General features: G+C 74.2%; 24 protein-coding genes. 11 read left to right on the plus strand and 13 right to left on the minus strand.

Annotated elements, in window-relative coordinates:
• The first annotated feature begins 60 nt into the window (after positions 1-60).
• The 6 genes from Q0858_RS12645 (at position 61) to Q0858_RS12670 (ending at position 2,730) form a co-directional block, all read left to right on the plus strand.
• Positions 61-237, plus strand: a complete 177-nt coding sequence (locus Q0858_RS12645; protein WP_240236189.1) for a DUF2273 domain-containing protein — start codon at positions 61-63, stop codon at positions 235-237.
• Complete coding sequence (locus Q0858_RS12650; RefSeq protein WP_299054874.1) at positions 230-667, plus strand: Asp23/Gls24 family envelope stress response protein; 438 nt, start codon at positions 230-232, stop codon at positions 665-667. The genes Q0858_RS12645 and Q0858_RS12650 overlap by 8 nt, the downstream gene beginning before the upstream one ends.
• Positions 664-1,212, plus strand: coding sequence for a DUF6286 domain-containing protein (locus Q0858_RS12655; protein WP_299054877.1), 549 nt, complete (start codon positions 664-666; stop codon positions 1,210-1,212). The genes Q0858_RS12650 and Q0858_RS12655 overlap by 4 nt, the downstream gene beginning before the upstream one ends.
• Complete coding sequence (locus tag Q0858_RS12660) at positions 1,209-1,793, plus strand: hypothetical protein (protein WP_299054880.1); 585 nt, start codon at positions 1,209-1,211, stop codon at positions 1,791-1,793. The genes Q0858_RS12655 and Q0858_RS12660 overlap by 4 nt, the downstream gene beginning before the upstream one ends.
• A 161-nt stretch (positions 1,794-1,954) precedes the next feature.
• Positions 1,955-2,128 carry a CsbD family protein gene (locus Q0858_RS12665; protein ID WP_299054884.1) on the plus strand — a complete coding sequence of 58 codons (174 nt, stop codon included), beginning with the start codon at positions 1,955-1,957 and terminating at the stop codon, positions 2,126-2,128.
• Positions 2,129-2,337: 209 nt separating this feature from the next.
• Positions 2,338-2,730, plus strand: coding sequence for an Asp23/Gls24 family envelope stress response protein (locus Q0858_RS12670; RefSeq protein ID WP_299054886.1), 393 nt, complete (start codon positions 2,338-2,340; stop codon positions 2,728-2,730).
• Here Q0858_RS12670 and Q0858_RS12675 read toward each other — a convergent pair whose 3' ends face one another.
• The 3 genes from Q0858_RS12675 to Q0858_RS12685 are packed head-to-tail and all read right to left on the minus strand — an operon-like array spanning position 2,731 to position 4,144.
• A complete protein-coding gene (locus Q0858_RS12675; protein WP_299054889.1) occupies positions 2,731-3,366 on the minus strand; it encodes a maleylpyruvate isomerase family mycothiol-dependent enzyme in 636 nt (211 codons plus the stop codon).
• Positions 3,366-3,842: an SRPBCC family protein gene (locus Q0858_RS12680; protein ID WP_299054892.1), complete on the minus strand. Its 477-nt coding sequence runs from the start codon at positions 3,840-3,842 to the stop codon at positions 3,366-3,368. Before Q0858_RS12680 ends, Q0858_RS12675 begins: the two co-directional genes overlap by 1 nt.
• Positions 3,839-4,144 carry a metalloregulator ArsR/SmtB family transcription factor gene (locus tag Q0858_RS12685; RefSeq protein ID WP_299054895.1) on the minus strand — a complete coding sequence of 102 codons (306 nt, stop codon included), beginning with the start codon at positions 4,142-4,144 and terminating at the stop codon, positions 3,839-3,841. The genes Q0858_RS12680 and Q0858_RS12685 overlap by 4 nt, the downstream gene beginning before the upstream one ends.
• Positions 4,145-4,240: 96 nt before the next feature.
• On the opposite strand from Q0858_RS12685, the gene Q0858_RS12690 reads away from it, so the two are divergent.
• Both Q0858_RS12690 and Q0858_RS12695 read left to right on the plus strand, forming a co-directional pair.
• Positions 4,241-4,984 carry an HAD family hydrolase gene (locus tag Q0858_RS12690; protein ID WP_299054897.1) on the plus strand — a complete coding sequence of 248 codons (744 nt, stop codon included), beginning with the start codon at positions 4,241-4,243 and terminating at the stop codon, positions 4,982-4,984.
• Positions 4,984-5,883: an aminotransferase class IV gene (locus Q0858_RS12695; protein ID WP_299054900.1), complete on the plus strand. Its 900-nt coding sequence runs from the start codon at positions 4,984-4,986 to the stop codon at positions 5,881-5,883. Before Q0858_RS12690 ends, Q0858_RS12695 begins: the two co-directional genes overlap by 1 nt.
• A gap of 17 nt (positions 5,884-5,900) precedes the next feature.
• Here Q0858_RS12695 and Q0858_RS12700 read toward each other — a convergent pair whose 3' ends face one another.
• The 10 genes from Q0858_RS12700 to Q0858_RS12745 form a co-directional block, all read right to left on the minus strand.
• Entirely contained in the window at positions 5,901-8,261 is a 2,361-nt protein-coding gene (locus tag Q0858_RS12700) for an excinuclease ABC subunit UvrA (protein ID WP_299054903.1), read from the minus strand.
• Between the two features lie 53 nt (positions 8,262-8,314).
• Positions 8,315-9,040 carry a cache domain-containing protein gene (locus tag Q0858_RS12705; RefSeq protein ID WP_299054905.1) on the minus strand — a complete coding sequence of 242 codons (726 nt, stop codon included), beginning with the start codon at positions 9,038-9,040 and terminating at the stop codon, positions 8,315-8,317.
• 10 nt (positions 9,041-9,050) lie between these two features.
• The gene (locus Q0858_RS12710; RefSeq protein WP_299054908.1) at positions 9,051-9,788 is read right to left on the minus strand and encodes an FCD domain-containing protein; all 738 of its coding nucleotides are present in this window, start codon (positions 9,786-9,788) and stop codon (positions 9,051-9,053) included.
• 171 nt (positions 9,789-9,959) lie between these two features.
• Complete coding sequence (locus tag Q0858_RS12715) at positions 9,960-10,343, minus strand: response regulator (protein WP_299054910.1); 384 nt, start codon at positions 10,341-10,343, stop codon at positions 9,960-9,962.
• Positions 10,340-11,095, minus strand: a complete 756-nt coding sequence (locus Q0858_RS12720; protein ID WP_299054913.1) for a PAS domain S-box protein — start codon at positions 11,093-11,095, stop codon at positions 10,340-10,342. The genes Q0858_RS12715 and Q0858_RS12720 overlap by 4 nt, the downstream gene beginning before the upstream one ends.
• Complete coding sequence (locus Q0858_RS12725) at positions 11,092-11,415, minus strand: circadian clock KaiB family protein (protein ID WP_299054914.1); 324 nt, start codon at positions 11,413-11,415, stop codon at positions 11,092-11,094. The genes Q0858_RS12720 and Q0858_RS12725 overlap by 4 nt, the downstream gene beginning before the upstream one ends.
• On the minus strand, positions 11,412-13,079 hold the full coding sequence (gene kaiC / locus Q0858_RS12730) for a circadian clock protein KaiC (protein WP_299054916.1): 1,668 nt from the start codon (positions 13,077-13,079) through the stop codon (positions 11,412-11,414). The genes Q0858_RS12725 and kaiC overlap by 4 nt, the downstream gene beginning before the upstream one ends.
• A 171-nt stretch (positions 13,080-13,250) precedes the next feature.
• Entirely contained in the window at positions 13,251-13,856 is a 606-nt protein-coding gene (locus Q0858_RS12735; RefSeq protein ID WP_299054918.1) for a GNAT family N-acetyltransferase, read from the minus strand.
• 40 nt (positions 13,857-13,896) lie between these two features.
• On the minus strand, positions 13,897-14,418 hold the full coding sequence (locus tag Q0858_RS12740) for a hypothetical protein (protein WP_299054920.1): 522 nt from the start codon (positions 14,416-14,418) through the stop codon (positions 13,897-13,899).
• Positions 14,415-14,915 carry a helix-turn-helix domain-containing protein gene (locus Q0858_RS12745; RefSeq protein ID WP_299054922.1) on the minus strand — a complete coding sequence of 167 codons (501 nt, stop codon included), beginning with the start codon at positions 14,913-14,915 and terminating at the stop codon, positions 14,415-14,417. The genes Q0858_RS12740 and Q0858_RS12745 overlap by 4 nt, the downstream gene beginning before the upstream one ends.
• 59 nt (positions 14,916-14,974) lie before the next feature.
• Here Q0858_RS12745 and Q0858_RS12750 point away from each other — a divergent pair, with 59 nt between their 5' ends.
• From Q0858_RS12750 to Q0858_RS12760, 3 genes are read left to right on the plus strand one after another with little or no spacing between them, the layout of a single operon-like run.
• Positions 14,975-15,445 (plus strand): PaaI family thioesterase, encoded by a 471-nt coding sequence (locus Q0858_RS12750; RefSeq protein WP_299054925.1) that lies wholly within the window; start codon positions 14,975-14,977, stop codon positions 15,443-15,445.
• A 33-nt stretch (positions 15,446-15,478) separates the two neighbouring features.
• Positions 15,479-16,633, plus strand: coding sequence for an FAD-binding oxidoreductase (locus Q0858_RS12755; protein ID WP_299054927.1), 1,155 nt, complete (start codon positions 15,479-15,481; stop codon positions 16,631-16,633).
• A complete protein-coding gene (locus Q0858_RS12760; RefSeq protein WP_299054930.1) occupies positions 16,630-17,493 on the plus strand; it encodes an EamA family transporter in 864 nt (287 codons plus the stop codon). The genes Q0858_RS12755 and Q0858_RS12760 overlap by 4 nt, the downstream gene beginning before the upstream one ends.
• Positions 17,494-17,507: the final 14 nt, after the last annotated feature.

Genomic DNA, 17,507 nt, shown 5'->3' on the forward strand with positions numbered 1-17,507 from the left:
GATCAGCCACCACCCACCTTCTGCGACACCCACCCTGAGACCTGTCTGGAGACACACCTCATGACCACCTCGACCCTCGGCCTCATCGCCGGCCTCCTGCTCGCCATCGCCGTCACCATCGGCGGCTTCGGAGGCTTCCTGCTCGCGCTCGTCCTCGGCGCCGTCGGCTACGTCATCGGTGGCCAGCTGGACGGCGAGATCGACGTGACCGCGATGGTCCGTGGTCGCCGTGGCTGAGGTCTCCACCCAGGAGCCGACGCTCGAGAAGGCCCCCGCACCCGCTGCCGGCCACGCCGCACAGGGCAAGGACCGGGCCCCCGAGGAACGAGGCTCGCTGGAGCTCAAGACGAAGGCGCTGTCCCACCTGGCGCAACACGCCGCCACCGAGGTGTCCGGCACGGTGCGCTCCGGGAACGCCGTGCGCCGCACCCTCGGCCGCGATTACCCGCGCGCCTCGGCCCGCATGGACGGCGCCCAGGCCTCGATCGACCTCGACGTCGCGGTCCGCTGGCCCGCGCCGGTCGCCCGGATCGCCCAGCAGACGCGCGACCTGGTCCTGCGGCGCACCCAGGACCTGTCCGGCATCGACATCCGACGCGTGGACGTCACCGTCCACGTCGTCTCCGACGACGACGCCACCACCACCGAGACGAGGAGGGTCCAGTGAGCAGCCCGAAGGCTCCGTCCACTCCCCCCACCCGTACCCCGGCGGCCGGTCTGGTCGCCTCCCTGTTCGCGATCGCGCTGATCGCGCTGGCCGTCGTGGCCGTGCGCGACCTCGCCGTCGACCAGGGGTGGACGTCCGGCTCGCCCTGGACCCCGCCGCTGGTCTCCGGACTCGACGGGCTCACGGCCACCACGACCGTCCTGGTCGTCGGCGCCGTCGCCGGCGTCCTCGCCCTTCTGCTGCTGTACGTCGTGCTGAAGCCGGCTCGTCGTACCCACGGCAAGGGCGGCGACGACGCCACCGACCTCTGGGTCACCCCCGCGGCCGTGGCCACCCTGGCCCGTGAGGCCGCGGACCGCACCGCCGGTGTCCGGTCCGCCGAGGCCCGCGCCACCCGTCGCTCGGTGTCGGTGACCGTGGCCGCGGAGCCCAACGCCGGCGACGTCGAGAGCGCCGTGCGCGCCGCCGTCGACAGCCAGCTCGCCGGCCTGGCCTCGCCCACCGTCAAGATCCGCACCCGCCGTGCAGAGGAGCAGACCGCATGAGCCGCAAGCTGAACGCCCTGGACCGGGTGGTGACGCTGCTCGTCGCCCTCGCGCTCGGAGCCCTCGCCTTCTTCGCCTTCGACTGGCGCTACGGGTGGGTGTTCTCCTACCCCGAGCAGCTGTCGACCGGGCCGGTCACCACCGCCGTCGAGGCGACCTGGTTCCCCTGGGTCTTCGCCGTCGTCGCCGTCGTGCTGGGTCTGCTGGCCCTGTGGTGGCTCGCCTCCCACGCCCGGCGTCCCCACGAGTCGACCGTCCGCCTGACCGGCTCGGACAACACGGGCCGTCTCGACCTGGACCTGTCGTCGCTGGCCTCGGCCACGGCGGACCGCTTCGGCCAGCTGGCCGGTGCGGACTCGGTCCGGGGCCGTACCCGCAGTCTCGGGTCGCACCAGGTCGTCGAGATCACGGCACGCCTCGACCCCCGCGCGGACGGTCCCAGCGTCGCTGCCGCGGCGCGCACCTGCGCCGCCGACGTGGCCGCCGCCCTGCCCGACGGGGACGCGACCTGCCGGGTGCTCATCGATGGTCCCCGGGGTCGCGGCCGACGCGGCTCGACCACCACCGTCGGGGTCCAGTAGGCCCCGCCACCGACGTCCGTCGGGCCTCCTGGCCCGTCGGCGCCGACCTTCCCGTTCCGGCCTCCCGTGAGGTCTTCCCGGGTACCGTCGGTATGCATCGCACCACCACACCGCGTCGGACGGACGCACCGTCCGGCACACCAGAGAGGGAGTTGATCCACATGGGCATCGGCGACAAGATCCAGAACGCTGCTGAGGACCTCAAGGGCAAGGCCAAGGAGGCCGTCGGCGACGCCAAGGGCGACGACAAGCTCAAGGCGGAGGGCAAGTCCGACCAGACGAAGGCCGACGCCAAGAAGGCCGGCGAGAACGTCAAGGACGCCTTCAAGAACTGACCTCTCCCGAGGCACCCAGCTCGAGCACGACGGGCCGACCGCTCCTGCGGTCGGCCCGTCGTCGCGTCCGGACCCCGATGGACCTCCGGTGAGGCCTCCGGGGACCCGCCCGCAGCGACTGCCTTACGCCGTAAGTGCCCCCTGCCTTACGCTGTAGCCACGTCGCCCCGGCACCGGGTCGGCGTCCCGACCCCGGAGGTGGCCAGGCAGTGGCGGCACAGGCGCGCGGAGCAGGCTCCGCCACCGGCGACGACGTCGTCCCCTCACCCGGCGACAGCGTCCTGACCGTGCGGGCCGTCGTCGCGATGTGTGCCCTGGCCGCTCGGTCGCACGCGCAGGTCGCCGAGGTCCTCGGCGCCCCGGAGGTCCTGACGGAGGACACCACCTCCTCGGGCCCGCCGCGTCTGCGGGTCCGCCTGGACGTCGCGGGCACCTACGGCGCCGACCTGCTCGCGCTCGCCGCCGGTGTCCGCAGCGCCGTCGCCGCGACGGTGACGGGGATGACCGGCCTCGAGGTCGCCGCCGTCGACGTCGCCGTCACCGACGTGAGGGCCCCCACCGCCGGGCCGACAGCCGGGCGGAGGGTCGTCGGCGGCCGCTGATCAGCCTGCCCGGAGCCTGCGGCGCAGCTCGACCACGCCCGGCCCCGACAGCTCGCCGAGCGCCGCAGGGCGTCCGGCGACGACCATCAGCAGGGCCTCCCCCGGCCCGCTTACCTCCGGGCCACGACCGACCGAGAAGTCGACGTCGTCGGCGACGAGCCGCAGCCCCCGGGTCAGGGACCGACCGGGCAGGGTCGGCGCACGGCGGGCGAAGTCGAGGGCGGGGACGAGACGCTCGGCGGGCACCACCCGCGGCAGGCCGAGCCCCCGCCGGACGTCCTGGTGGTGGATGGTCCCGTCGGTCAGCGCGATGCCGCCGCCGAGCCCGGCCGTCAGCCCACGCGGGCGCAGGTGCCGGCGCACCAGGTCGAGGACCGCGGCGGGCGACAGGGCGTCGTACGCGCGGAGGACGAGGTCGTTGACGCTCTCGACCCGGAACCCGCCCCGCACGAAGGCGCCGCCCAGCTTTCGTGTCGTCAGCGGGTCGTAGGAGACGACGTGGACCGCGACGTCGCGGACGCTCCACCCGGCGCACAGCGACGGCGCTGCCCACTGCTCCTCGGTGAGGCCCTCCAGGAGGGCCAGGAGGTCGGCCCGCTCCTGCTCGGCCAGCGGCAGGAGCGCCGGTGCCGCCATCAGTCCCGTCCCCCGACCGCCGACGCCAGGCGCCGCAGCCAGAGCGGCCACCCGCCGTCGGCGTCCAGACCCTGGCGCAGCCCGGGCCAGTCCGTGCCGTGGCGCTCGAGGTGGCGGTGCACCAGCGTCACCCGGGTCCCGGCGCCCTCCGGCGTGAAGGTGACCTCCACCTCGCTGGCCGCGGCGGGGTCGTCGACGACCCGCCAGTCGGTCCCGATGAGCCAGGCGAGGACCAGTCGCCGTGGCGGGTCGTGGACGAGCACCCGCGCCCAGCGGCAGGTGCTGCCGTCGACGCCGCGGTCGTAGACGTCGCCGCCGGCGTACGGCTCGAGGACCGTCTCGGCGATCGGCACGTCCAGCAGGTTGTGCTCCCGGGGCTTGACCGCGTCGAGGCGGGAGAAGACCGCGAAGGCCCGGTCGACCCCGACCTCCACCACGACCTCGTGCCGCACGGCGCCGTCCTGCTCGATGCTCATCCGTCCTCCTCGTCGGTCCTCATGCTGTCCAGGGCGTTCGCCCAGAACGCGTCGAGCTGCCGCCGGTACGACGCGAGCCGCTGCACGTCCAGGCTGTACACGTTGGTGCGGCCCACCGGCCGGTCGCGCACGATCCCCGCGTCCTTCAGCACGCGGAGGTGCTGGCTGACCGCGGGTCGCGTGATCGGCATCGCGGCGGCCAGGTCGCCGACGGTCCGCTCCCCTGCGGCGAGACGCTCGACGATGTCCCGCCGGCTCGCGTCGCCGAGGAGGTCCCAGGCGCTGGATCCGTCAGTGGTCACGAACGCGTAAGTTACCACTGACCGGTCTGACGTGCCACCGAGCGCCGGGCCCGGGTCTGCCAGGGTTGGCCCCGGACCCCCGGGGAGGAGCAGACGTTGGACGCACGCCGCATCGCGATGTGGTCGGGCCCGCGCAACCTGTCGACGGCGATGATGCGGAGCTTCGAGAACCGCGCCGACTGCTCGGTCGTCGACGAGCCCCTCTACGCGGCGTACCTCGCGGCCACCGGCCTCGACCACCCTGGGCGCGAGGACGTCCTGGCCGCCCAGCCGACCGACGCCGCCACCGTCCTGGCCGAGCTCGTCCACGGCACGGTGACGACCCCGCTGCAGTACCAGAAGCACATGACCCACCACCTGCTGCCGGACGTCGACCGCACCCCTCTCGCCGGTCTCGTCCACGCCTTCCTCGTCCGGGACCCCGAGCGCGTGCTCGTCTCCTACGCGAAGGTCCGGGAGACCCCCACCCTCGAGGACCTCGGCCTGCCGCAGCAGGTCGAGCTCTTCGAGACGTACGGCGGCCCGGTGGTCGACGCCGCCGACGTGCTCGCCGACCCGGCCGGGACCCTGCGCGCGCTGTGCGACGCGCTCGGCATCGGGTTCGACCCCGCCATGCTGCGGTGGCCCGCGGGCCCGCGCGACACCGACGGGGTGTGGGCGCCGCACTGGTACGCCGGCGTGGAGGCCTCCACCGGGTTCGGCTCGTCCTCCCCCGGCGCCGGCGACCCCCTGCCCGATCATCTCGCCCCGCTCCTCGAGCGGTGCCGCCCCTCCTACGACGCCCTCGCGCCGTACCGCCTGCGACCCACCCGCGACCCGTCCGACCAGGAGACCCGCTGATGCTGCAGACCTACGACCCCCGCAACGACGACCTGCTGGTCGGGATCGACGACGAGGTCGTGCACCGCGACGCGGCCGGGATCAGCCCGTTCGACTCCGTCGTCCAGGGCGGCGACGCCGTCTGGGAGGGCCTGCGGCTCCACCGCGGCCGCATCTTCAAGCTGGACGCCCACCTCGACCGGCTGAAGCGCTCGGCCCAGGCGCTGGCCTTCAGCGAGATCCCCTCGGCCGAGCACGTGACGGAGCGGATCCGCGCCGTCCTCGCCGCCAACGCCATGACCGACGGCGTCCACGTCCGCCTCACGCTGACCCGCGGGGTCAAGATCACCTCCGGGATGGACCCGCGGCTCAACCAGCGCGGACCGACCCTGATCGTGCTCGCCGAGCACAAGGCGCCGGTGTACGACGACTCCGGGATCAGCCTGGTCACGTCCTCGGTGCGCCGGCACCGGCCGGACTCGCTGGACCCGAAGATCCACCACAACAACCTGCTGACCTCGATCCTGGCGAAGGTCGAGGCCAACGTGGCGGGTGCCGACGACGCGCTCATGCTGGACGACGCCGGGTTCGTCGCCGAGACCAACGCGACCCACGTGTTCCACGTCCGCGACGGCGTCGTGCGGACCTCGACGACGCGGGCCTGCCCCGAGGGCATCACGCGCGAGACGGTCCTGGAGATCTGCGCGGCCCAGGGCGTGCCCGTCGAGGTCGGCGACTTCTCGCTGACCCAGGTGTACGCCGCCGACGAGGTCCTCGTCACCGGCACCATGGGTGGCCTGACGCCGGTCACCACCGTCGACGGCCGCACCATCGGCGACGGCCGGCCCGGGCCGATGACGACCCGGCTCGACGCGGCGTACGCCGAGCGGACGGCGGTCGAGGGCACGCTCGTCGTCTGAGTGCTCCCCGCCCGGCCTCAGGCGCCGACGTACTCCGCGAGGTGCTGGCCGGTCAGCGTGCTGCGGTCGGCCACGAGGTCGGACGGAGTGCCCTCGAACACGACCCTGCCGCCGTCGGAGCCGGCGCCCGGGCCGAGGTCGATGATCCAGTCGGCGTGGGCCATGACCGCCTGGTGGTGCTCGATGACGACCACCGAGGTACCGCCGTCGACGAGACGGTCGAGGAGGCCGAGCAGCTGCTCGACGTCCGCGAGGTGCAGGCCGGTGGTCGGCTCGTCGAGGACGTAGACCCCGCCCTGCGTCGCCATGTGGGTCGCCAGCTTCAGGCGTTGCCGCTCCCCGCCCGACAGCGTGGTGAGCGGCTGGCCGATCGTCAGGTAGCCGAGCCCGACGTCCGCGAGGCGCACCAGGATCTTGTGCGCCGCGGGCAGTCGCGCCGCCCCCTCGGCGAAGTGGGCCGCCGCCCGGTCGACCGACATCGCGAGCACGTCCGAGATGGTCGCGCCACCGACGGTGTACTCCAGGACCTCGGCGGTGAACCGACGCCCCTCGCACTCCTCGCAGGGCGTCGCGGAGCCCGCCATGACGCCCAGGTCCGTGTAGATCACGCCCGCGCCGTTGCAGGCCGGGCAGGCGCCGTCCGAGTTCGCGCTGAACAGGCTGGGCTTCACCCCGTTGGCCTTCGCGAAGGCCTTGCGGATCGGCTCGAGCAGGCCCGTGTACGTCGCGGGGTTGCTGCGGCGGGAGCCCCGGATGGCGCCCTGGTCGACGATCACCACGCCGTCCCGCTTCGCCAGCGACCCGTGCACCAGGGAGCTCTTGCCGGAGCCGGCGACGCCGGTGACGACGGCCAGCACCCCCAGCGGGACGTCGACGTCGACGCCCACCAGGTTGTGGGTGTCGGCACCGCGGATCTCCAGCGCGCCCGTCCGGTCGCGGACCGACGCCTTGAGCGACGCCCGGTCGTCGAGGTGGCGGCCGGTGAGGGTGCCGGCCCGGCGCAGCCCGGCGACGTCACCGGTGTAGACGATCTCGCCGCCCTCGGTCCCGGCGCGCGGGCCGAGGTCGACGACGTGGTCGGCGATCAGGATGGCCTCCGGCTTGTGCTCGACGACGAGCACGGTGTTGCCCTTGTCCCGCAGCTCGAGCAGCAGGGTGTTCATCCGGGCGATGTCGTGGGGGTGCAGCCCGATCGTCGGCTCGTCGAAGACGTAGGTGACGTCGGTGAGCGAGGAGCCGAGGTGCCGGATCATCTTCGTGCGCTGCGCCTCTCCCCCCGACAGGGAGCCGGAGGAGCGGTCCAGGCTGAGGTAGCCGAGCCCGATCGCGACGAAGGAGTCGAGGGTGTGCTGCAGGCCGGCGACGAGCGGACCCACCCCCGGGGCGTCGACGGTCCGCAGCCACTCGGCCAGGTCGGAGATCTGCAGCGCCGACACCTCGGCGATGCTGCGCCCGTCGACCAGCGAGCTGCGCGCGCCCTCCGAGAGTCGCGTGCCGTCGCACTCCGGGCAGGTCTGGAAGGTGATGGCGGAGTCGACGAAGGCGCGGATGTGCGGCTGCATCGCCTCGCGGTCCTTCGAGAGGAACGACTTCTGGATCTGCGGCACCAGACCGGAGTAGGTGAGGTTGATGCCCTCGACCTTGATCTTGGTGGGCTCGCGGTAGAGCAGGTCGTGGCGCTCCTTCTTCGTGAACCTCCCCGTCGGCTTGTCGGGGTCGAAGTAGCCGCAGCCGCGGAAGATCCGGCCGTACCAGCCCTCCATCGAGTAGCCGGGCACGCGAATGGCGCCCTCGTTGAGGGACTTCGACGCGTCGTACAGGGCGGTGAGGTCGAAGTCCGTGACCGCGCCGCGTCCCTCGCAGCGCGGGCACATCCCGCCGGTGCGGGTGTAGCTGACCTTCTCGGTGCGCGACCTCTCACCGCGGTCGACGGTCAGGCCACCCTGCGCGGAGACGGACGCGACGTTGAAGGAGAAGGCGCTGGGGGGTCCGAGGTGGGGCTCGCCCAGCCGGCTGAAGAGGATCCGGAGCATGGCGTTGGCGTCGGTGACCGTGCCGACGGTCGAGCGCGGGTTGGCGCCGAGCCGCTCCTGGTCGACGATGATCGCGGTCGTCAGCCCGTCCAGCAGGTCCACGTCGGGCCGGGCCAGGGTGGGCATGAGCCCCTGGAGGAACGCGCTGTAGGTCTCGTTGATCAGCCGCTGGGACTCCGCGGCGATGGTGCCGAAGACCAGGGAGCTCTTGCCGGAGCCCGAGACGCCGGTGAAGACGGTGAGGCGCCGTTTCGGCAGCTCGACGCTGACGTCCTTGAGGTTGTTCTCCCGGGCGCCGTGGACCCGGATCCGGTCGTGCGTGTCGGCCGCGTGACCCGTGCTCATGGGGTCAACCTAGTGCGGCACCGCTGCCGTGCGTCCCGTCCCTGCCCGGTCGCTCAGGCCCGGCCGGCGGTCCGTGAGGAGGAGAGCACCGTCAGGGGCAGGTCGCGGCAGGCCCGGCTGCGGTCGTAGGCGCGCCGGTCGACCCGGTCCCCCGCGAACCGGCGCCCGCCGCCGGCGACCACGACCTGGTCATGGCGGTTGACCAGGACGGCGCCCGGGGCGAGGGCGGGGCCGAGGACCTGCTCGAGCGTCTCGGCGAGGACGTCGGCGCCCGCCAGGCCGAGGACGACGCCCCGGCGGTCCTCGAGCGGGAGGGTGAGGGTGAGCACGAACTCGTCGCTGCAGACGTAGTCCAGGTAGGGGCCGGTGACGTGCAGGCCGCCGGCCCGCAGCGGCGTGCGGAACCACTCCTTGCTCCGGTAGTCGGCGTCCCGGCCCAGGCTGACGGGCTGCGCGACGCGCGCCCGCCTCTCCCCCTGCCACCAGGCGAGCAGCGAGGTGCCCGAGAACGCGTCGGGGTCGGCCACGAACCCGGCCCCCAGCACCCGGTCGTCGCCCAGCACGTCCGCCGCCGACGGCTGGACGGCGGCGACGAGGTCGGCGGGGACGGGGTCGCGGGTCGGGTCCAGCCGGGCGGCCGTGTCGCCGGCCATCCGCGCGATCGCGTCCCGCAGGCCGAGCAGGAAGTCCTCGACGGCGGCCGCGCTCCGGGCCAGCCGCTCGTCCGCGCTGTCGTCGGAGCGGTCGTCCCCCGGTGCGGCGGGGGTCACCGAGGGCACGGCGGCCACCTCACCGGACCCCGGTCCGCAGCTCGGCGAGGTCCTCGAGCGCCCGTCGTACCCGCAGGCGCATGGCGTCCCGCGCCGCGTCGGGGTCGCGCTGCTCGACCGCCTCGACGAGGGTGGTGGTCTCCCGCAGGAGCGACGACCGGTGGTGCGCCTCGAACAGGGGCAGCCTGAGCAGCGCCCCGACCTCGGACTCCAGACGGATGACCTCGCGCGAGAGCCGGGCCGACCGGGTCAGGGCGGCCAGCGCCAGGTGCAGCTCGGTGTCGGCCTGCTGCATCGAGGCGGCGTCGTCACCGGCCATGGAGCCCAGCAGCCCGCGCAGGTCGGCGACGTCGTCGGAGGTGGCCCGCTCCGCGGCCAGCTCCGCGCACCCCGTCATCACCACCGAGTAGTGCACCCCGCGGTCGGCGAGGTCGACCCGGCTCATCGTCGTCAGCCGGCTCCGGAGCTCGGCCTCCCCGGGAGGGACGGGTCCGAGGACGAAGGAGCCCCCACCCCGTCCGCGGACGGTGGTGATGAGGCCGTGGGACCGCAGCCCGACCAGCGCCTCCCGGGCCGTGACGACGGCGACGCCGAACATCGACGCCAGCTCGGACTCGCTCGGCAGTCGCTCACCGTCGGCCAGGACGCCCGAGCGGATGGCCTCGTCGAGCCGGCGCTCGACCCCCGCCGCGCGCCCGATGTCCCCGATCGGGGCGAAGACGGCGGAACGCGCCCGACTCCCCAGCCACCGGTGCATCGGCGGCCCCCTCTCCTCGATGGCTGACACTGTAAGCCCGGACGCGGGCCGTGCGCACCAGGGACGACTCCTGTTAACCTCTGGATCCAGAGGTCCGAGACCTCTCAGCTCGGCGTCCGGCCGGTTCTCCCCCCTCCGGCCGGGCGTCGTCCCCCGCGTCCCGGGGACGTCTCATGACTGCCCGGCGAGGATGTCCGTGAGTGACGGCACGAGGGTCGCGGCGAGACGCCCGCCCTTCTCCAGGTAGGCGTGGGCACCCGCCTCCAGCGCGCCGGCCTCCGCGGTGCGGGCCGGGAAGCCGGACAGCATGACGACCGTCGAGTCCGGCGACACCCTCCGCACGAGCGGGACCGCCTCCAGGCCGTCCATGACCGGCATCGCGATGTCCATGAGGACGAGGTCGGGCTGCGTCTGCTCCACGACCTGGACGGCCTCACGGCCGTCCCCGGCCTCACCGACCACCTCGAAGTCGCCGCCGCCGCGCAGGTCGAGCACCATCGTCAGCATCTCGCGCAGGTCGGCGGCGTCGTCCACGACGACCACTCGGCAGCTCACCAGGGGTCCTCCTCGATCTGCGCCGGCGCCACGCGCCGCAACGTCCCGGCCCGGACGTCCCCGGTGAGCTCGCCGATCAGCTCGCGGGCACGGACGGAGGTGGCGGCCAGGATCTGCCGGGCCCTCGCCTGCTGACCCAGGTCGAGGGTCATCTCCGCCGTCACCAGGCCCTGCACGATGGTGTCGTTGACCTCCAGCGCGGTCCGCATGCGGTCGTCGCGCTGCTGGGCGCGCGCCCGCTCCTGCTCCAGCTGGGCGACCAGGCGGCGGTGCTCGGTGACGTCCGCGACCGCGCAGCACACGATCGTCTCCTGGGCGAGCCGGACGGCCGTCGTCGACAGCAGCACCTGGTTCGTGTGCTGGCCGATCCGCAGGGTGACCTCGGTACGGCGGGTGTCGCCCACCTCGACGGCCAGCAGGTCGAGGACGGCCTGCAGGTGGTCCGCGACGACGAACGCCGTCAGCGGCCAGCCGCGCAGGGACGTCGCGTCGACGCCGAGCAGCTTCGCGAAGGGCTGGTTCGCGACGAGGACCGTCCCGTCGCGGGACACGGTCGCGGCGCCGTCGCCGAGGCGCTCCACCATGACGCGGTAGGGCAGGTCGGTGCCGGAGACGGACACCACCCGCTCCGAGCCGGGCGCCCCGACGACCAGGCTGTCGGCCTCGCCGTCGGCGAGGGCGGTCAGGGCGTCCTCGAGCTCCGCGAGGCGGCGACGCAGCTCGACGACCTCCGCGTCGTCCCCGGGGCTCACGCAGGACCCGTCTGCGCGGCCGGGAGCTCCAGCCCTGCGAGCAGGCGGGCCGTGTCGGACAGGTCCCCGACGATCTTGCGGGTCGGCTCGGGGCTGACCCGCACCAGCGTGGGGACGGCGATGACGCCGTCGGTCCGTGCGCGGGAGGGCTCGTCCATGAGGTCGACGACCTCGATGCTGTGCCGCCCCGCGAGCCGGGCCTCGCAGAGCGCGTAGAGGTTCGCCTGCGCCAGCGCGGACCGGGGCGTCTGCCCGGCGACGTACAGGCGCAGGTGGAAGGACGCGGCGTCGAGGTCCTCCAGCGGGGTGGTCGGGCTCATGGGCTGCCGCCCGTGAGTCTCCGCGCGGCGGAGTCGTGTCGCTCGGCGTCTCGGTCGGCGGCCTCGTCGGCCACCGAGTCCGCCATGTCGGTGGCCTGAGCCAGCTCGTCGTCGAGCTGGCGGCGGAGGGAGGCGATCTGTCTCTCCACCTCCTCGCGTCGGCGGTCGAGCGACTGGCGGCGCCGCTCGTCCTCCCGACGGCGACTGAGTCGCGTCCGCTCGTCCCGCTCCTCCTGCTGTCGGCGCGCGGACCCGGTGAGGACGCCGTCGGGGCCGACGAACACGTCGACCAGCTGCGGCCCGTCGTCGGTGAGCAGGAACTCGCGCACCTGGTTGGAGTGGGCGGAACCACGGTTCTTGATCGCCATCAGCAGGCGGTTGCGCTCGCCGTCGTTCTCGACGTTGCGGACCAGCAGCCAGGCGTCGACGAGGGAGGAGGCGGACACGTCGGTGTGGGGGTCGTCGTCCGCGCCGACGAGCGCGGTCATGATCGTCGTGGCGCCCCGCACCCGGAGCATCGCGATGTCCCGGGCCACGGCCGAGGCGCTGGAGTACGACGCCACGCCCCGCGTGAGGCTGGCGACGGCGTCCACGACGACGACCTCGGCGGGGTGCTCGTCGAGCAGCAGGTGCAGGGAGGCCAGGTGGGCCTCCAGCCCGGTGATGCTCGGGCGCATGTGGCGGACGAGGAGCAGGCCCTCGTCGATCCAGCGCTGCAGGTCGAGGCCGATCGAGCGCATGTTGCGGACGATCTGGCCGGCCGGCTCCTCGAGGGAGAGGAAGAGCGCCTTCTCCCCCCGCTCGCAGGCGGCGGTGGCTGCGGCCGCGGCGATGCTCGTCTTGCCGGTCCCGGCCGATCCGCTGATCATCGTCGTCGAGCCGCGGAAGACGCCGCCGCCGAGCATGCTGTCGAGGTCCGGGATGCCGAGGCTGATGCGCTCGTCGCTGACCTCGTCCTGCTCCTCGTGGTGCAGCGGCATCACCACCAGGCCGCGCCCGGTGATGAGGAAGGGGAACTCGTTGGTGCCGTGCGGGGACCCGCGGTACTTCGCGACGCGCATCCGCCGGGTGGCGACCTCGTCGTCGACGCGGTGGTCGAGGATCACCACGCAGTCGGAGACGTACTCCTCGATGCCGTGGCGGGTCAGGCGGCCCTCGCCGCGCTCGGCCGTCACCACGACGGTGACGTCGCGGTCCTTCAGCCAGCGCAGCAGCCGACCGAACTCCCGGCGCACGGTGACCTCGTCGGGCAGGGTGGCGAACAGGGTCTCGACCGTGTCCAGCACGACCCGGCGTGCGCCGACCGCCTCGATCGCCGCGGCCAGGCGCAGCATCAGCCCGTCGAGGTCGAACTCGCCGCTCTGGACGAGGTCGTCGGTGTCACCGGCGGCGGAGTCGACGGTGACGATGCCCTCGCGTGACATGCCCTCCAGGTCGACCCCGATCGAGGCCGCGTTGGCGAGCAGCTCGGCCGTCGTCTCCTCGAAGCTGAGCAGCACGCCGGGCTCGTCGTACTCGCGGGCGCCCTGGGCCAGGAACTCCACGCCGAACATGGACTTGCCGGACCCGGCGGCGCCGGTGACGATCGTGGCCCGCCCCCGGGGAAGGCCCCCGTAGGTGATGTCGTCGAAGCCCTCGATACCGGTCGCCGCCTTGTCCAGCACACCGGTACCGCTCTCCGACAACGGCCAGGGCCCCACGGTCACTCCCGTCCTCCGAGCAGCTCTCCGTCGGTCCGGGGCCGGACGGTCCGGGCCGAGGAGGAGAGGCGTGGCGAGTGTAGTGGCAATCGCCCGATCTGACCCGATCAATCGCCGAGCACTCCGTGGGCACCCTCAGCAGTCGCGTCGCACCACGACCCGGGGGCGGCCGCTGCCGGTCGCGTCGGTGGTGCCGACGACCCGGAACCCCGCCCGGGCGAACATCCGGACCGTGCCGACGAAGGCCATGGTCAGGTCGATCCGGTCGTCGCCCGCGTCGACCGGGTAGGCCTCGACGGCCGGGGCGCCCCGCGACGCCGCCCAGGCGACCGCGCCCTCGATCAACCCGGTGGTGACGCCGCGGCGCCGGTGCCCGGCGCGCACGACCACGCAGACGATGCTCCACACCGCGACGTCGTCGACGGGGAGGATCACGCGCGACGAGACGAGGCGGGGGTTGTCCGCCCGCGGCCCGAGGCTGCACCACCCGACGGGGACCCCGTCGGCGTAGGCCACGACCCCGGGCGGGTTCTCGCGCCGGCCCAGCGCCCGCGCCGCGCGCTCCCGGCTGACCCCCTCGTCCGTCCGGCCGAGCTCCTCGATCTGGGGGGCCCTCAGGCGGTGCGAGAGGCACCAGCAGTGGGTCGCCCGCCGGTTGGGGTTGACCACGTCGGCGAAGTCCTCGAACCGGTCGGGGGTGACCGGGTGGGTCTCGAGGTGCACCGGGGGCGTGCTCGTCATCGTCCGATCCGACCACGACCCCTCAGCGCGGCGGAAGCCCCTAGGTGGGGCCGGACCGGGGCCCCGACTCGGCGAGGCGGGCCAGGGTGAGCAGCTGCTTGCGGGCCATGACGAGGTCGCCGACCGACACGAGGGGCGCCAGGAGGCGGCCGCGGTCCATGACGATCTTCAGCAGCAGCCGCGACCGGCCCGGCCCGGCGGGCACCACGACGTACGACATCAGCGCACCGAGGATGCGGCCGGTGAACGAGGTGCCCTCCTCGACCGCCAGCACCTCGCCCTGGCCGCGGCCGAAGGCGGAGGTGAACGGCTCCCCGGGCACGGGCTCCGGCAGGTCGAGCAGCCGGCGCGGGGACCGGCGGCCGAGGTTGTCGACGAGGTCGTAGGAGTACGGCGCCGCCCGGACCTGGGTCAGCCACGGCCAGACCCGCTCCGGCGGGGCCGCGACGTCCACGCCGCGCCAGACCTGGAGGGCGGGTCGCCCGTCGGCGGCGCGCAGGTCGTCGCAGGGGTAACGGCGGGCGACCTCGGCGTCGGTAACGCCCCAGCGGTCCCCGATCACGCCCGGTCCCCCGCGGCGCCCCGGCCCGCCGGACGGGCGCCGGGGCCGGGCGCGGGCGTCACGTCGCGCGGGTCGTCCACGCGGTGGCCGTGCGCGCACTCCATGACCGGGTGCACCGTCGCCCCGCACCCGCGGTGCTCCATCCGCGTGGCGGGGCCGTCGGGGTCGGCGTACCACCGGGCGCCGAAGGCGGCGAGCGCCACCAGCGTCGGGTAGAGCTCGAAGCCCTTGTCGGTGAGCCGGTACTCCTGCCGCTCCCGGCTGCCCTCGTCGCGGTACGGCGCCCGGCGGAGCACACCGTGGTCGACCAGGAGCGTCAGCCGGTCGGTGAGCACCTGCCGCGACAGGCCCGCGTGGCGCCGCATGTCCTCGAAGCGGCGGACGCCGTTCACCACCTCGCGCAGCACGACGACGACCGAGGGACGGCCCAGCAGGTCCATCACCCGGCCGACCTGGCAGTTCTCCGTCGACCAGTCCAGCGCCGTGGGTGCCTCCATGTCCCGAGGCTACCTGAGTCCATTTGACAGACCCAGGAGGCGGGCCGGAGGCTGCCCCCATGAGCGCACCCGACCGCGACCTGCCCGACCTGTCCGCCCTGTCCGGGATGGAGCAGCTCCGGGCCGTCGTCGACGGCCACGTCCCCCCGCCCGGCATCTCGACCCTCATGGGCATGGTCGACATGGAGATTCTCGGCGAGGGCTCGGTGGCCGTCTCGCTCGTGCCCGGGCTGCAGCACTACAACCCGATCGGCAGCGTCCACGGTGGCGTGCACGCGACCCTGCTCGACACCGCCTGCGGCTGCTCGGTCCACACCACCCTCGCCCCCGGCGAGCGCTACACCTCGCTCGACCTCACCCTGAAGTTCCTGCGCGGGATCACCGTCGACACGGGCCCGGTGCGCGCGGTCGGCACCCTGCTGCAGCGCGGACGACGGACGGCGCTGGCGCAGGCGCGCCTGGAGGACGCCTCCGGGCGCCTGCTCGCCCACGCGACCTCGAGCTGCTTGATCGTGCCTCCTCCGGGCTGAGTCCTGGCCCCCGCCGCCTGCCAGACTCCGGCCATGAGCGAGCACGCGTCCGTCGTCGTCCTCGGCGGCGGCGTGGTCGGCCTGAGCACCGCCTACCACCTGGCCCGCGCCGGGGTGGAGGACGTCGTCCTGCTGGAGCGCGGCAGCCTCGGCGAGGGGTCGTCGTGCCGGGCCGCCGGCGGGGTGCGGGCGATGTTCACCGACGCGCTGAACGTCGAGCTCGGCCTGCGGAGCCTGGAGGCCTACGAGCGGTTCGCGACCGACCTGGGCGTCGACGTCGACCTGCACCGGGTCGGCTACCTGTTCCTGGTCGACTCCGACGAGGCGATGGCCGCCTTCGCCGCCGCCGCCCCGGTCCAGCGGTCGCTGGGCCTCGAGGTGCGGGAGCTGTCCGTGGCCGAGACGGTCGCCGCCTCCCCGCTCGTCTCGCCCGACGGCCTGGTCGGCGGCGTGCTGTCCCCGCGGGCCGGGCACTGCACCCCCGAGTCGGTCGTCGCCGGGTACGCCGCCGGGGCACGACGCCACGGCGCCCGGCTCCACACCGGCCGGGCGGTGACCGGCGTCGACGTCGTCGACGGCGTCGTCACCGCGGTCCGCACCGACGCCGGGCCGATCGCCACGGACACCGTGGTCTGCGCGACCGGGGCCTGGTCGGCGCGGGTCGCCGCCTGGGCGGGCGTCGACCTGCCGGTGGCGGCACTGCGCCGCCACGTGGCGATCACCGACGAGGTCCCCGGGCTCGACCCGGCGACGCCCTTCACCATCGAGCACTCCTCCTCCTACTACTTCCACCGGGAGGGCGCGGGCCTGCTGATGGGCCTGCCGGACCGCGCCGACGTCTGGACCGAGGACCCGCGCCGTGACGAGTCCTGGCTCGAGGACCTCGGTGAGGCCGTCGAGCGTCGTACGCCGTCGCTGGCGGAGACGGGGATCGGCATCGGCTGGGCGGGCCTGTACGAGATGAGCCCCGACCACAACGCCCTCATCGGCGAGGCCACGGGCCCGGGTGCGCCGTCCCGCTTCCTCTACGCCACCGGGTTCTCGGGCCACGGCTTCCTCATGGCGCCCGCGGTCGGGGAGGTCGTCGCGGCCCTCGTGATGCGCCGGACACCGCCCATCGACGTGGCCGCGCTGTCCGTCGACCGGTTCACCACCGCCGGGGCCCGCCCCGAGCTGCACGTGGTGTGACCGTCGTCCTCGGGCCGCTCCTGGCCCTCGTCTCGAGCGTCGGCTGGGGCACCAGCGACTACCTGGGCGGGCGCCTCTCGGCCCGCCTCGGCGCGCTGCGCGTGCTGCTGGTCTCCCAGGCCGCGGCCACCACCGTCCTGGTCGTCCTCGCCGTCACCGTGGGCGGGCCGCTGCCCGCGGGCATCGTCGCCACCGGACTGCTGGCGGGCGTCGCGGAGGCCGTCGCGATCGCTTCCCTCTACCGGGGCCTCGCGGTCGGACGGGCGGGCCTGGTCGCCCCGGCGTCCGCCGTCTCCCCCGTCGTGCCCCTGGCCGTCGGGCTCCTCGCGGGCCAGGTCCCCGGGCCGCTGCGCACGGTGGGGCTGCTGCTGGTCGTCGCCGGGCTCGTCCTGGCCTCGCGCGAGCCTGCGTCGTCCGACGGCGCCCGGTCCGGTCCCGACGTCCGCAGCCTCGGCTTCGGGCTCGTGGCCGGGGTCGGCTTCGGGGCCTACTTCGTGCTGATGGCGGAGGCCAGCGCGACGAGCGTGCCGTGGGCGCTGGCGCTCGCCCGGCTCGCCGCGATCTCCCTGATCGGGCTCGGCGTCGTCGTGGCGTCGCGGCTGGCCACCGTCCCGGCCGTCGCGCTGCGGCGGGTCGACGTGGTGCGGCTGCTCGCGCTGGGGCTCGTGGTGGTCGTCGGTGACGGCGCCTACGCCCTGTCCTCGACGTACGGCGCCCTGGTGCTCGTCGCCGTCCTGGCCGCGACGCACCCGGTCGTCACCGTGCTCTGGGCGCGCTTCGCGGGCGGCGAGCGCATCGACGGCCTACGGTGGGCGGGCATCGCGGTGACCGTCCTCGGTGTCTGCGCCGTCACGGCCTGAGTCTCGACCCGCGA

Origin of the sequence: uncultured Nocardioides sp. (genome assembly GCF_947489365.1) — a bacterium.
Lineage (GTDB): Bacteria > Actinomycetota > Actinomycetes > Propionibacteriales > Nocardioidaceae > Nocardioides.